Source organism: Nocardioides jejuensis, from assembly GCF_004337475.1.
Classification (GTDB): Bacteria; Actinomycetota; Actinomycetes; order Propionibacteriales; family Nocardioidaceae; genus Nocardioides; species Nocardioides jejuensis.
Window position 1 is genome coordinate 78,497 of the sequence record NZ_SJZJ01000008.1, and the last position, 14,114, is coordinate 92,610.

At 71.6% G+C, this 14,114-nt stretch carries 10 protein-coding genes and 1 riboswitch; of the genes, 5 read left to right on the top strand and 5 right to left on the bottom strand.

Annotated elements, in window-relative coordinates; translation table 11 throughout:
- The first annotated feature begins 3 nt into the window (after positions 1–3).
- A complete protein-coding gene (gene arr / locus EPD65_RS06845; RefSeq protein ID WP_131582512.1) occupies positions 4–414 on the top strand; it encodes an NAD(+)--rifampin ADP-ribosyltransferase in 411 nt (136 codons plus the stop codon).
- Here arr and EPD65_RS16435 read toward each other — a convergent pair.
- The gene (locus tag EPD65_RS16435) at positions 407–1,540 is read right to left on the bottom strand and encodes a cobalt-precorrin-5B (C(1))-methyltransferase (protein ID WP_243640489.1); all 1,134 of its coding nucleotides are present in this window, start codon (positions 1,538–1,540) and stop codon (positions 407–409) included. The two genes, arr and EPD65_RS16435, sit on opposite strands and share 8 nt — an antisense overlap.
- A gap of 36 nt (positions 1,541–1,576) precedes the next feature.
- Here EPD65_RS16435 and EPD65_RS16440 point away from each other — a divergent pair, with 36 nt between their 5' ends.
- Positions 1,577–2,290, top strand: a complete 714-nt coding sequence (locus EPD65_RS16440) for a cobalt-precorrin-6A reductase (RefSeq protein WP_207891435.1) — start codon at positions 1,577–1,579, stop codon at positions 2,288–2,290.
- A 36-nt stretch (positions 2,291–2,326) separates the two neighbouring features.
- Here EPD65_RS16440 and cobJ read toward each other — a convergent pair whose 3' ends face one another.
- The 4 genes from cobJ to EPD65_RS06875 all read right to left on the bottom strand — a co-directional run bounded on the left by cobJ (position 2,327) and on the right by EPD65_RS06875 (position 7,646).
- Complete coding sequence (gene cobJ, locus EPD65_RS06860; protein ID WP_131582518.1) at positions 2,327–3,883, bottom strand: precorrin-3B C(17)-methyltransferase; 1,557 nt, start codon at positions 3,881–3,883, stop codon at positions 2,327–2,329.
- A complete protein-coding gene (locus EPD65_RS06865; protein WP_131582520.1) occupies positions 3,880–4,512 on the bottom strand; it encodes a precorrin-8X methylmutase in 633 nt (210 codons plus the stop codon). Before EPD65_RS06865 ends, cobJ begins: the two co-directional genes overlap by 4 nt.
- Entirely contained in the window at positions 4,512–5,717 is a 1,206-nt protein-coding gene (locus tag EPD65_RS06870) for a precorrin-3B synthase (protein WP_165872919.1), read from the bottom strand. Before EPD65_RS06870 ends, EPD65_RS06865 begins: the two co-directional genes overlap by 1 nt.
- Positions 5,718–5,789: 72 nt before the next feature.
- Complete coding sequence (locus tag EPD65_RS06875) at positions 5,790–7,646, bottom strand: CocE/NonD family hydrolase (RefSeq protein ID WP_131582523.1); 1,857 nt, start codon at positions 7,644–7,646, stop codon at positions 5,790–5,792.
- A 114-nt stretch (positions 7,647–7,760) separates the two neighbouring features.
- Positions 7,761–7,836, top strand: a riboswitch (cobalamin riboswitch).
- A 51-nt stretch (positions 7,837–7,887) separates the two neighbouring features.
- Here EPD65_RS06875 and cobN point away from each other — a divergent pair.
- From cobN to cobO, 3 genes are read left to right on the top strand one after another with little or no spacing between them, the layout of a single operon-like run.
- The gene (gene cobN / locus EPD65_RS06880) at positions 7,888–11,469 is read left to right on the top strand and encodes a cobaltochelatase subunit CobN (RefSeq protein WP_131582524.1); all 3,582 of its coding nucleotides are present in this window, start codon (positions 7,888–7,890) and stop codon (positions 11,467–11,469) included.
- Positions 11,469–13,496: a magnesium chelatase subunit D family protein gene (locus EPD65_RS06885; RefSeq protein ID WP_131582526.1), complete on the top strand. Its 2,028-nt coding sequence runs from the start codon at positions 11,469–11,471 to the stop codon at positions 13,494–13,496. The genes cobN and EPD65_RS06885 overlap by 1 nt, the downstream gene beginning before the upstream one ends.
- Positions 13,496–14,110, top strand: a complete 615-nt coding sequence (gene cobO / locus EPD65_RS06890; RefSeq protein WP_131582527.1) for a cob(I)yrinic acid a,c-diamide adenosyltransferase — start codon at positions 13,496–13,498, stop codon at positions 14,108–14,110. The genes EPD65_RS06885 and cobO overlap by 1 nt, the downstream gene beginning before the upstream one ends.
- The last annotated feature ends 4 nt before the right edge of the window (positions 14,111–14,114 follow it).

Sequence of the window (14,114 nt, forward strand, 5' to 3'; positions counted from 1 at the left end):
CGCATGACGCGCCCCGCTGACGACGGTCCGTTCTTCCACGGCACGAAGGCCGACCTCGGGATCGGGGACCTGCTCACGGCGGGGTTCCGGTCGAACTACCGCCCCGAGATCGTCATGAACCACATCTACTTCACCGCGCTCCCTGACGGTGCCGGGCTGGCTGCCGAGCTCGCCTCGGGTGAGGGAGCTCCCCGGGTCTACCGGGTCGAGCCGACGGGGCCGTACGAGGACGACCCCAACGTCACCGACAAGAAGTTCCCCGGCAACCCGACGCGGTCCTACCGCAGCACGGAGCCGCTGCGCGTGGTCGACGAAGTCACCGACTGGATCCGGCTGGCGCCGGAGGCACTCCAGGCCTGGCGCGACCGGCTCGCGGTGATCCTCGACGAAGAGCGTGGCGAGATCATCAACTGAGGGTGCGGGGCTCGCAGCGGCCCACGATCGCGCCGGCGCGGTCGATGCAGACGACGTCGACGGCGACCGGTGCCTCGCGCAGCACGGCGAGCGCCTCGTCGGCAGCCCGCGCCGCGACCAGGTCCCCGAGCGGTACGCCGGCGGCCTGGGCCCGGTGCAGGGCCTCCAGGCCGGTGTTGCAGTCGGTGAGGTCGAGCTCGAATCCGCCCTCGGCTGCGATGGTGCCCAGGTGCGTGAGCGACACCTGCGAGCGACCCGAGTGCAGGTCGAGGTGGCCGGCGGCGAGCTTCGAGAGCTTGGCGAACCCGCCGACGATCGTCAGCCGCTCGATCGGGTGCCGGCGGAGGTACTTCAGCACCGCCCCGGCGAAGTCGCCCATGTCGAGCAGGGCATCGTCGGGCAGCCCATACTCCGCCACGGCGACCTTCTCCGACGTCGAGCCGGTGCAGCCCGCGACGTGGGTGTGCCCCGCGGCGCGCGCCACGTCGATGCCGCGGCGGATCGAGTCGATCCACGCCGAGCACGAGTAGGGGACGACGACGCCCGTCGTGCCCAGCACGGAGAGGCCGCCGAGGATCCCGAGCCGCGGGTTCCAGGTCTTGCGGGCCAGCTCCTCGCCGTGGTCGATGGAGATCTCCACGACGAGGTCGCCCGCGTCTCCGTGAGCGGCGGCGACCTCGGCCACATGCGCCGTGATGAAGGCACGAGGCATCGGGTTGATCGCCGGCTCACCGACGGCCAGCGGCAGGCCGGGCTTGGTCACCGTGCCGACGCCGGGCCCGGCGACGAAGGTGATCCCCGAGCCGGGCGCCCCGCGGCGTACGGTCGAACGGACCAGCGCCAGGTGGGTGACGTCGGGGTCGTCGCCGGCGTCCTTGGTGATGCCGGCCATGGCCCACGAGCCATCCGCCGCGAGCGTTTCGACCGTCAGCGCGAACGAGGGAGAGGCCGTCGGCAGCGTGATCGTCACCGGGTCGGGGAACTCGCCCGTCAGCAGCGCCGTGTACGCCGCCGTGGTCGCCGCCGTCGCGCACGCACCGGTCGTCCAGCCGGGGCGCAGGCCGGTGCGTTCGAGCTGCGCGGGGCGCCCGCTGGGCGTCGCCTCGGCTGCCTGCTCGCTCGTCACGCTCGTCAGCCTAACGACGCCGCTACTGTGGCGGGCGTGAGGATCCTGCTGTTGGGCGGTACGTCGGAAGCCCGCGAGCTCGCCACCCGTCTCGTCGCGTCGGGGCACGAGGTGGTCAGCTCCCTGGCCGGGCGCGTCAGCAACCCCGACCTCCCCGAGGGCGACGTGCGCGTCGGCGGGTTCGGCGGCCCGGACGGCCTCGCGGCGTACCTCACCGAGGAGAAGGTCGACGCGCTCGTCGACGCGACGCATCCGTTCGCCGAGCACATCTCCGCCAACGCCTACGCCGCGGCGGCGCAGACCGGCACGATGCACCTGCTGCTGCGGCGTCCCGGATTCCCCCGCCACCCGGAGTACGTCGTCGTCCCCGACGTCCACGCGGCGGCCGAGGCGATCACGCCGGGCTCCACGGTCTTCCTGACGATCGGGCGACAGCAGGTGTCGGCGTTCGGGCACGTGGACGCGAAGTTCGTCATCCGCGCGATCGACCCGCCGTCGGTCCTGCCGCCACACCATGTGCTGGTGCTCGACCGTGGCCCCTTCGCGTTCGACGAGGAGATCGAGCTGATGCAGCGCCACGGCGTGGACACGCTCGTCACCAAGGACTCCGGGGGAGCGGCCACTGCGGCGAAGCTCGAGGCGGCGTCCCAGCTCGGGCTGACGGTCATCGTCGTGGCTCGCCCCGCAGTCCCCGAGGGCGCGCACGTCGTCGAGTCGGTCGAGCAGGTCATGCACCAGCTGGTGCGCTGAGCCTCGATACGGCCTTCGGTCTGCTCGACCAGCCGATCAGTCGGGGTAGCGCCGCGGCGTCCAGACCACGGTCTCGCCGGTCGCGCGCTCCACGAGCTGCGTCTGCGAGGAGCCGACCAGGATCAGCGTGCGCATGTCGATGACGTCGGTGTCGAGGTCGCCGAGCGTCTGGATCCGGACCACCTCGGTGGGCCCGCCGATGTCCCGCGCGAGGACCACGGGGGTCTCGGGCTTGCGGACCTCGAGGAGGAGCGCCTTGAGGTCGACGACCTGCTGGCGGCGTTCCTTGGAGGCGGGGTTGTAGATCGCGAGGACCAGATCGGCCTCGGCTGCCAACCGGATGCGGCGCGAGATGACGGACCACGGCTTGAGCCGGTCCGAGAGCGAGATCGTCGCGTAGTCGTGGCCGAGCGGCGCACCGACCCGGGCCGCGGCGGCGTGCGCGGCGGTCATGCCCGGCATCACGCGGACCTCGATGCCGGAGTACTGCTCCTCGCAGGCGACCTCGAGGACGGCGGTCGCCATCGCGAAGACACCCGGGTCGCCGGAGCTGACCACGACGACGTTGCGACCCTCGCGGGCGAGCGAGAGCGCGAACTCCGCGCGCTCCGACTCGACCTTGTTGTCGGAGAGGTGACGGACCTGCCCGGCGCGCTCGGGCACGCGCTTGATGTACGTCGTGTAGCCGACGAGGTCGTCGGCGACTGCGAGCGCACCCTTGACCTCGGGGGTCAGCCAGAGCGGTCCGGCGGGGCCGGTGCCGATGACGGTGACCTTGCCGCGCCGAGACGGGGCTTGTGCCGCATCGGCGCCCTCGTTCGTCTGCAGCTCATCCGCGGCACCAGCCCCGTCTCGGCGCGGCGTCATGCCGGCGACCTTCGACGGCAGCACGGCCATCGAGAAGTACGGGACGGTCGCGGGGTCGACGTCGGCCAGTCGCTCGACGCGCTGCTCCGGCATCGTCGCGCGCTCGACGTACCACGCGTCGTCGAGCCGTCCGGCGGTCTCGAGCGCCGCGCGGATCGCCGGGAAGGTCCGGCCCATCTTCAGGATCACGGCCGAGTCGGTCGACGCGATGCGCGCCGCGAGCTCCTCCTCGGGCAGCGTGCCGGGGAGCACGGTGAGCACCTCGCGGTCTTCCGTGAGCGGTACGCCGAGGGCGGCGACCGACGCCTGGATCGAGCTCACGCCGGGGACCGTTTCGGTCACGTAGCGGTGCGCCAGGCGCTTGTGCATGTGCTGGTACGACGAGTAGATCAGCGGGTCGCCCTCGCTGAGGATCGCCACGGATCGACCGGCGTCGAGGTGTGCCGCAAGGCGCTCTGCGGCCGACTCGTAGAACTCCTCGATCGCGCCGCGGTAACCACCCGGGTGGTCCGTGGTCTCGGTCGTGAGCGGGTAGACGAGGTGCTCCTCGACGTGGTCCTCGCGGATGTACGCCGCGGCGATGCGTCGCGCGTTGGAGCGGCCGTGCTTCGCCGAGTGGTAGGCGACGACGTCGGCGAGGCCGATGACCTCGACGGCGCGCAGCGTCATCAGCTTCGGGTCGCCGGTGCCGAGGCCGACGCCGTACAGCTTTCCAGGGGCAGTCATCGGATGATCTCCACGTCCGAGGCGAGCGCGTTGAGCGCGCCCGCGGTGATGGCGGAACCGCCGCGGCGGCCGTGCACGACGAGCCACTCGAGGCCCAGGTTCGACTCCGCCAACGCGACCTTCGACTCGATCGCGCCGACGAACCCGACCGGGATGCCGAGGATCGCAGCGGGCTTCGGGCCGCCCGCGGCGATCATCTCGAGCAGATGGAAAAGAGCGGTGGGCGCGTTGCCGATCGCGACGACCGAACCTTCGAGCCGGTCACGCAGCAGCTCGAACGCAGCGGCGGAGCGGGTGGTGCCCAGCTCGGCGGCGAGCGGCGCGACCCGCTCGTCGCGGATCAGGCAGATGACCTCGTTGTCCTTCGGCAGTCGGGCGCGGGTGACGCCGTACGCGACCATGTTGGCGTCGGTGATGATCGGCGCTCCGGCCTTGAGCGCCTCGCGCGCCGCGCGCGAGAAACCGGGGGAGTGCGCGACGTCGGCCGGCAGGTCGGTCTGGCCGCAGGAGTGGATCATCCGGACGACGACGGGCTCGGTGAGCTCGTCGAACCGCGCCAGGTCCGACTCGCGACGGATCATCGCGAACGACTCCTCGTAGATCGCGTTGCCGTCCTTCTCGTACTGCATCAGTGCTGCTCCAGGGTGTAGCTGGTGCCGTCAGCGACGGCGGAGAGATGGGGAGTGGTCGGATGCCCGCACCGGCGGTCGCACCCGGACAGGTGAAGTCGTACGCCGGGGTGGGCGGCGGCTAGTGCGGGGGCATCTGCGCGTACGTCGGCGAGTGCCTTGCCGCAGCCCGGCTTGCCGATGCACGCGGTCACCGTGGCGAGCGGATCGGTGTCGTCGAGCAGGAAACCATGCTCGCGGAGCAGCGACTCGGCGTCCGGCGCGGGGTCGATCAGGACGACCGAGCGCCACGGCGTGAACCGGATCGAGCCCGGCACTTCGTGCGACATCAGGCCGGCGATGGTCAGCCAGGCCTCCGCGGGGGCGGATCCGAGGGGGGCTCCCGCGACGACTCCGCGGACGACGTCATCGACCGCCACACGACCGAGCCCGACTGGGCTGGGGGTTCGGGTCACTTCGCGCAGGTCATGACGTGCGTCAAGTGGCTCCAGCGGGTTGTCCAGTTGCGGGCCGGGGCGGCCGGGGGCGAGCTCGGCCCGTGCCTCGGCGGGCAGCTCCTTCGCGCGCCAGGCGTTCGGAGCGTGCTCGGCGCGCAAAGCCAGGAAGCGGTGCGCGGCGCCGATCAGCAGGTCGGCCGCGAGGTCGACGGGGGCCGTGACGGCAGTCAGCTCGCCCGCGATCGCCAGGCGGGCGACGTCGGTGCCCGCCGTCCAGCCCGTCACGGTGCCGTCGACCGGCAGGACCACGGCGACATCAGGAGCCAGCGCGAGCACGTCGCCCGTCCCGTTGTCGATGCCGAAGAGGAAGCGGCCCGAGAGCGCGACCAGGCCGGGATCCTCGAGCAAGGCCTCGTCAAACTCGTGCAACACCTCGTCGGTCGCCGGGTGCCCGGTCAGGCCGCCCAGCGGCGAGGCGACCACGTTGCGCACCCGATCGTGGGTCAGCGACGGCAGCAGGCCGGCGGCGTACAGGCCGTCGGCGAGGTCCTGACCGCAGCCGGACGAGAGACCGCGCAGCTGCACGTTCCCCCGGGAAGTCAGGTAGAGGTGCCCGTCTCCGAGCGTCGCGGCCAACGAGGCCAGGGCGCCCAGCTGCGACGGAGAGATGCGGCCGCCGGGGATCCGGACGCGTCCGACGAAGCCGTCCGCGGCCTCGTGCAGGCGCACTGCGCCCGGGCAGCGGTCGTCAGCGGAAGCGCGGGGCACCCCGGAAGGGTATGCGTTCGGGCGGCCGGGTCCGACCTCGGTGCGCACGCCGGAACGCGCGCACCGGGTTGCTCAGGATGCGGCGAACGGAAGCGTGACGGTCAGACCGGTCAGGGTCGCCGTGAACAGCGACGTGCTCGCCCGGTACGTCGGGGCGTCGCTCGGCGCGATCTCCAGCTTGATCGTGTGCCCCGCGTCGAACCGGTAGCCGTTGCCGTTGAGCTGGAAGCCGATCGTGCCGGTCTGACCCGGCGTGAGCCGGTAGACCCCGCGCGTGACCAGCCGCTGGGTGCCATCCGGGGCGACGTCCCACAGCCGCCCGGCGAGCTGGCCCGGCCCACCGAGGGTGGTGACCGTCGCGCGGATCGTCGGCCGCCCGAGCATGACGTGCGAGGCGGTGAGGTGCCGGGTGTAGAGCGCGCTGCCCTTCGGGTTGATGCCGGCGATGGACCTGCACGGGTCGGCGGTGCCGAGCGGGTTGGTGCTGGGGATCGCATCGAACCGCGGGCCGATCGTCAGGTCACCGAGCAGCGGGTTGACGGTCTGGGTCGCTGCCGACCCGAAGGTCAGGCTGCCCGGATGGATCGCGTTCCAGGAAGCCGCGCGGTACGGACCCCCGTCGGCGACGGCCGTGTCGCCGAGTGCCGGGCACGTGGTCGTGTAGGCCAGCACTGACCCGTTCGCAGGGCCGCCCGCCACGCCCTTGAGGTGCTGCTCGAAGAAACGGAAGGCCGTGTCGTTGAAGGCCAGGCTCGCGCGGTGCCGGTTGGCGTCACGGGAGTGGCCCACGTCACCGAGCATCATCGAGACGAAGGCGCCGGGGTTCTCCGCGCGCACCGTGTTGTACTCGCGCAGCGACTCGGTGGCGGGGAAGAAGTCGTCGTTCCAGCCGCTCTCGACGAGGAGCGGAGCGGGGGAGCCGGGGATGTCGACGGAGCCGTGGTACTTCCGGAACTCGGCGGCGATCGCCTGCAGCGATGCCCCGTACGGCTCGCCGAGGTCCATCTGGGCGACAGCGGTCGTGAGGTCCCACGGGTGGGTGCCCGGCATCGCGGGGTTCGCGATGTACCCCGTCGTGGCGGCCAGTGCGTAGAGCGCGTGCGTGTAGCTCTGCGTCATGACACCGGTCGGGGCGAGGGTGCTCGCCCCGCTGGACACGACGTCGTCCCGGAAGCGTCCGTTGGGCATCACCGCCGACATCAGGTCCGACCAGAGCCATTCGCCGTACGCCGCACCGATCCGCATCGTCTTCCCCTGCGGCGAGCGCCACGGGACGAACGATCCGTCGGTCAGCCGGACCTTGTCCTTCAGCTCGCCGAGCTGCAGCGCCTGGCCGCCGCCGTACGAGAAGCCGGTGACGCCGATCTTCGTCGGCTGGGTGATGCCCTCGTCGGCGAGGAGGCCGAGGAGGTGCTGGGTGTCGTGCGCCTCGTAACGCTGATCGGCCAGGCGGATGAAGCCCTTCGCGCAGGCCCCCGTCTGGGTCCACGCCTGCGGGGTGCCGCCGCCTCCGCAGGAGTTGCCGAAGCCACGTGCGGACGCGGCCATGACGGCGTAGCCGTGCTGGGCGTACCAGAGGTTGCTGTAGTGCTCGGTGAGCGGCAGGATCCGCGGCGCCAGCGTCGAGGTCTGCGGAGCATTGGGCTCGAGTGCGGTCTTGTCGCCACCCAGGCCGTGGAGCAGGACGATCGTCGGCCAGGGACCGCTGCCCGTCGATGGAAGCGTCACGTCGACGTCGATCGGCGTGCCGTCGAAGCTCGGGACCCGGTCGCCGGTGCAGAAGCGGACACCGGAAACCGGTGTACAACTGCGGCCGAACGGCGCAGGGGTTGCTGCGGAGGCGGGCGCCGTCGCGGCCGGCGCGACGATGGCGATGAGCGTGGAGACGAGAAGGCCGGCAGCGGCCCGGGCTGAACGACGAGGAATCACGAGGGCCCAACGACCGAGGGCGTGATCGGGTTAGGCCCGCCCGGGGGTGCCCGGTTTATGCTCCTCGGGCGTGCGCCCGGCCGGGTGCGCGACCCAGAACGTTGGGTGACGAGCGAGGAAGCCGGTGCGACTCCGGCACGGTCCCGCCACTGTGTACGCCGCGCAGCACGCGCGGCGCAGTCAGGAACTCCCGTCACCCCACCCTGCAACCGGGGCGAGGAAACCCCACGAAGGGATCGAAGTGCTGCTGCTCCTGTCGACCTCCGACACCGACCTGATGAGTGCCCGTGCGGCCAACGCGACGGGCGCCCCCGTCGCCTGGCGGTACGCCAACCCCGCGCGTCTGGCGCTCGACGAGCTGCCGACGCTGCTCGACGGCACCGACCTGGTCGTCGTACGCCTGCTCGGTGGCCGCCAGGCCTGGTCCGAGGGTCTCGACACCCTCCTCGCGAGTGGCAAGCCGGTCGTCGTTCTCACCGGTGAGCAGGCTCCGGATGCCGAGCTGATGGGCCACTCGACCGTGCCCGCCGGCGTTGCTGCCCAGGCCCACGCGTACCTCGCGCACGGTGGTCCGGCGAACCTCGACCAGCTCGCCCGCTTCCTCTCCGACACGGTGCTGCTGACGGGCGAGGGCTTCGACGCCCCGGCCGCCGCTCCTGCCTGGGGTCGCCTGGATCGGACGGCCACCGTCACGACCGGCACCAAGGTCGCGGTGCTCTACTACCGGGCCCACGAGATGTCCGGCAACACCGCGTTCGTCGCGTCCCTGTCCGACGCGATCGAGGCCAAGGGTGGCGTCGCCCTGCCGATCTGGTGCGCCTCCCTGCGTGACGCCGACCCGACGCTGATCGAGGCGCTCGCCGAGGCCGACGTCATCGTCACCACCGTGCTCGCGGCGGGTGGCACCACGCCCGCGAAGGCCCAGGCCGGTGGCGAGGACGAGTCGTGGGACGCCGGTGCGCTCGCCCGTCTCAACAAGCCGATCCTCCAGGCCCTCTGCCTGACCTCCTCCCGTGAGACGTGGGAGGAGAGCGACGAAGGCGTGAGCCCGTTCGACGCCGCCACCCAGATCGCGGTGCCGGAGTTCGACGGCCGCATCATCACGGTGCCGTTCTCCTTCAAGGAGTTCGACACGGAGGGCCTGCCCGCGTACGTCGCCGACCCCGAGCGTGCACTCCGCGTCGCCGGTCTGGCGATCGGCCACGGCCGTCTGGCTCACCTCGACCCGAGTGAGCACCGGATCGCGCTCGTCCTCTCCGCCTACCCGACCAAGCACGCCCGCATCGGCAACGCGGTCGGCCTCGACACCGGTGCCTCCGCGATGGCGCTCCTCCAGCGCCTCGCCGACGAGGGCTGGGTCGGTGCTGACGAGCTGCCCGGTGTCGCGGAGAAGGACGGCGACAAGCTGATCCACGCGCTGATCGCCGCCGGCGGCTACGACCAGGACTGGCTCACCCAGGGCCAGCTCGACGCCAACACCAACCGCGTCCCGGCTGCGACGTACAAGAAGTGGTTCGAGAAGGTCCCCGCGGGCCTGGCCGCCGACATGACGGAGCACTGGGGCGAGGCGCCCGGCGAGCTCTTCGTCGATGGCAACGACATCATCCTGGCCGCCATCCAGAGCAAGAACGTCGTCGTCCTCGTGCAGCCGCCGCGCGGCTTCGGCGAGAACCCGATCGCGATCTACCACGACGGTGACCTGCCGCCGAGCCACCACTACATGGCGGCGTACCGCTGGCTCGAGGCCCGTCCGGAGGAGGGTGGCTGGGGCGCCGACGCGATCATCCACCTCGGCAAGCACGGCAACCTCGAGTGGACCCCGGGCAAGAACGCCGGCCTCTCGGCCGACTGCGCGCCCGACGCGATCCTCGGCGATCTGCCGGTCATCTACCCGTTCCTCGTCAACGACCCGGGCGAGGGCACGCAGGCCAAGCGCCGCGCCCACGCCACGCTCGTCGACCACCTGGTGCCGCCGATGGCGCGCGCGGAGTCGTACGGCGACATCAGCCGCCTCGAGCAGCTTCTCGACGAGTACGGCAACGTCGCCACGATGGACCCGGCCAAGGTGCCGGCGCTCCAGGGCAAGATCTGGACGCTGCTCCAGGCCGCCAAGATGGACCGCGAGCTCGGCCTGATCGACAAGCCGGACGAAGAGCGCTTCGACGACATGATCATGCAGATCGACGGCTGGCTCTGCGAGATCAAGGACTCCCAGATCCGTGACGGCCTGCACGTCCTGGGTGCCCCGCCGGCAGGCGAGGCCAAGGTGTCGCTCGTGCTGGCGATCCTGCGCGCTCGCCAGCTGTGGGGTGGCAACGCCCACGTCGTCGGCCTGCGCGAGGCGCTCGGCCTCGACGAGGCGGCCCGCGACCGCTCGGGCGCCGACAAGTTCGAGGCGATCGCGCGCGACATGCTGGTCGCGATCGACGGTGGCGGCTGGTCCGACGCCGCGATCGACAAGGCCCTCGAGCTGGTGCCGACGGGTGCCGACGCGATCGAGGTGCGCCGGGTGCTCGAGTTCGCGATCGCCGAGGTGGCGCCGCGTCTCGACCAGACCACCGACGAGCTCGACCACATCGTCAACGCCCTGCGTGGCGGCTTCGTCCCGGCCGGCCCGAGCGGATCGCCGCTGCGTGGTCTGGTCAACGTGCTCCCGACCGGTCGTAACTTCTACTCGGTCGACCCGAAGGCGATCCCGTCGCAGCTCGCGTACGACACCGGCGTGATGCTCGCCGAGAGCCTGCTCGAGCGGCACAAGACCGACACCGGCGCGTACCCGAAGAGCGTCGGCCTCTCCATGTGGGGCACGTCCGCCATGCGCACCGCCGGCGACGACATCGCCGAGTGCCTCGCGCTCCTGGGTGTCCGCCCCGTCTGGGACGAGGCGAGCCGCCGCGTCACGCACCTCGAGGTCGTCCCGCTCGGGGAGCTGGGCCGCCCGCGCATCGACGTCACGATGCGCATCTCGGGCTTCTTCCGCGACGCCTTCCCGCACGTCGTGGCGCTGCTCGACGACGCCGTGAAGCTCGCCGCTGCGCAGGAGGAGAGCCCGGAGGACAACTACGTCCGCCAGCACGTCGCCGAGGACAACGGCAACACGGCGCGCATCTTCGGCTCCAAGCCCGGCACGTACGGCGCCGGCCTCCTGCAGCTCATCGACTCCAAGGACTGGCGCACCGACGCCGACCTGGCCGAGGTCTACACGACCTGGGGTGGCTACACCTACGGTCGCGACGTCCACGGTGAGCCTGCCCGCGAGGCGATGGAGTCGGCGTACCGGCGGATCGCGGTGGCAGCCAAGAACACCGACACCCGCGAGCACGACATCGCCGACTCCGACGACTACTTCCAGTACCACGGCGGCATGGTCGCGACCGTGCGTGCGCTGACCGGCCAGGCGCCGGCGGCGTACATCGGTGACTCGACCCGGCCGGAGTCGGTCCGCACGCGGACGCTCGTCGAGGAGACCTCCCGCGTCTTCCGCGCCCGCGTCGTCAACCCGCGCTGGATCGAGGCGATGCGCCGCCACGGCTACAAGGGTGCGTTCGAGATGGCCGCGACGGTCGACTACCTCTTCGGGTACGACGCCACGACCGGCGTCATCGCGGACTGGATGTACGAGAAGCTGACCGAGACCTACGTGCTGGACGCCGACAACCGGGCCTTCCTCGAGGAGGCGAACCCGTGGGCGCTGCACGGCATGGCCGAGCGACTGCTCGAGGCCCAGAGCCGTGGCCTGTGGGAGGAGCCCTCGCCGGAGATGAAGCAGGCGCTCGCGGAGGTGCTCCTCGAGACCGAGGGCGAGATCGAGGGCCGTTCCTGATGACGACCTTCCCGTTCTCCGCCGTCGTCGGGCAGGACGACCTCGGCCTGGCGCTCTCGCTGGCCGTGGTTTCGCCCGCCATCGGCGGCGTGCTGGTGCGCGGCGAGAAGGGCACGGCGAAGTCGACGATGGTCCGCGGCCTGACCTCGGTGCTGCCGCCGGTCTCCGTCGTTGCCGGCTGCCGCTTCTCGTGCGACCCGGCCGCGCCTGACGCCGCGTGCCCGGATGCCGCGGTGCACGGCTCGGCCGTCGAGACGCGTCCGGTCGCCCTCGTCGAGCTGCCGGTCGGTGCCACCGAGGACCGGGTCGTCGGCTCGCTTCACCTCGACAAGCTCGTCGGCTCCGGCCAGGTCGCCTTCGAGCCCGGCCTGCTGGCTCGCGCCCACCGCGGCCTGCTGTACGTCGACGAGGTCAACCTGCTGCCCGACCACCTGGTCGACTCGCTTCTCGACGCTGCGGCCATGGGTCGCGCCCGCGTCGAGCGCGAGGCGGTCTCGGTGACCCACGCGGCGGCGTTCGTGCTCGTCGGCACGATGAACCCCGAGGAGGGCGAGCTCCGCCCGCAGCTCCTCGACCGCTTCGGCCTGGCGGTCGACGTCGTCGCCTCGCGCGAGCCGTCGGAGCGGGTCGAGGTGATCCGCCGCCGGATGGCGTTCGAGGCCGACCCGACCGCGTTCGCGTCGCGCTACTCCGGCGCTGACAGCGAGCTCTCCGACCGGATCGCGAAGGCGCAGGCGCTGCTCGGCTCGGTCGAGCTGCCGGACGAGATCCTCGTGCAGATCGCGACCCTCTGTGCGGCGTACGACGTCGACGGTCTCCGCGGCGACCTGGTCACCGCCCGCACCGCCGTGGCCCACGCGGCGTGGTGCGGTCGCACCGTCGTCACGGCCGAAGACGTCCGCGTCGCGGCCCGTCTGGCGCTGCCGCACCGTCGTCGTCGCAACCCGTTCGACTCGCACGACCAGTCGCAGGACCTCGAGGAGCTGCTCGACGAGCACGCCCCCGAGGAGCCCGAGACCGACCCCGACGACGACCCGACGCCCCCCGAGGGTGGTCCGGAGGGTGACCGCACCGAGGGTCAGGGCGAGCAGACCGACGCCGAGACGGGGCTTGTGCCGCCGCAGGCCGACTCGCGTGCGCCGGACGCTGCCCCCGACGGCGGCACAAGCCCCGTCTCGGCGGGTGGGGACCTCAGCAGCGACGCCGCGGAGCGCACCCGCGAGTCCGCCGGCCAGCCCTACAAGGCCCGGCTGATCCAGGTCGACCGCGTCGGCCAGGGCGTCACCGGCAAGCGGAGCACCGCGATCACGACGGTCGGCCGCCACCTGCGCGCCGTACCTCTGGACCACCCGCAGGGTCAGGGCCTCTCGGTCACCGGCACCCTCCTCGCCGCTGCACGCGACGGCATGGAGCTCAAGCCGGAGCACCTGCGCCGGAGCCTCCGGGAGGGCAAGGAGGGCAACCTCGTCGTCTTCGTCGTCGACACCTCCGGCTCCATGGGTGCGACCAAGCGGGTCAAGGAGATCAAGACCGCCGTCGTCAGCCTGCTGCTCGACGCCTACCAGCGCCGCGACAAGGTCGCGGTCGTGACGTTCGGCGGCGACCGGGCCACGGTCGCGCTCGAGCCCACCACCTCTGTCGACCGCGCCGAGCGCATGCTCGGGGAGGTCCCGACCGGTGGCCGTACGCCGCTGGCCGAGGCGCTTGTCTCCGCCGAGCAGGTCGTACGCCGCGAGCGTGCGCGTGATCCGCAGCGCCGGCCGCTGGTCGTGCTGGTGACCGACGGCCGCGCGACGTCGGGCAAGGGTGCGCTCGGACGCGCCCAGCAGGTCGCCGACGTGCTCGGCACCCACGACACCCCGTGGGTCGTGGTGGACGCGGAGGACCCGCGGGCCGTCGTACGACTGGGTCTGGCGCAGGATCTCGCCGCCCGCCTGGGAGCCGAGCACCTTGCACTGGGCGAGGTTGCCGCGGCCACCCTCAAGAACATCGTCCGCGATCAGACGAACCGAATCGGAGCTGCGTGATGGCCAAGGGAATTCCGGACTACATCCCCGAGGACGGTCTCACGACGCGCCAGCGCCGCAACCGGCCGCTGCTGATGGTCCACACCGGCGAGAACAAGGGCAAGAGCACGGCCGCGTTCGGCCTCGGCCTGCGCGGCTGGAACCAGGGCTGGAACGTCGCTGTCTTCCAGTTCGTGAAGTCGGCGAAGTGGAAGGTCGGCGAGGAGAACGCCTACCTCGCGCTCAACACGATCCACGAGCAGACCGGCCAGGGCGGCCCGGTGCAGTGGAACAAGATGGGCGACGGCTGGTCCTGGAGCCGCAAGAAGGGCGAGGACGAGGACCACGCCCAGGTCGCGCGCGACGGCTGGGAGGAGATCAAGCGCCGCATCCTCGCGGAGGAGCACGATCTCTACATCCTCGACGAGTTCGCCTACCCGGTGAAGTGGGGCTGGGTCTCCGCTGAGGAGGTTGCCGAGTTCCTCAAGAACCGCCCCGGCCACCAGCACGTCGTCATCACGGGTCGCAACGTCGCGCCGGAGATCATCGAGGTTGCCGACCTGGTCACCGAGATGACCAAGATCAAGCACCCGATGGACAACGGCCAGAAGGGCCAGAAGGGCATCGAGTGGTGACCCC

Excerpts from the sequence above, each read along its gene's own strand:
- arr (WP_131582512.1), top strand. The coding sequence starts at position 4 with ATGACGCGCCCCGCTGACGACGGTCCGTTCTTCCACGGCACGAAGGCC.
- cobJ (WP_131582518.1), bottom strand. The coding sequence starts at position 3,883 with ATGACTGCCCCTGGAAAGCTGTACGGCGTCGGCCTCGGCACCGGCGAC.
- EPD65_RS06865 (WP_131582520.1), bottom strand. The coding sequence starts at position 4,512 with ATGCAGTACGAGAAGGACGGCAACGCGATCTACGAGGAGTCGTTCGCG.
- EPD65_RS06885 (WP_131582526.1), top strand. The coding sequence starts at position 11,469 with ATGACGACCTTCCCGTTCTCCGCCGTCGTCGGGCAGGACGACCTCGGC.
- cobO (WP_131582527.1), top strand. The coding sequence starts at position 13,496 with ATGGCCAAGGGAATTCCGGACTACATCCCCGAGGACGGTCTCACGACG.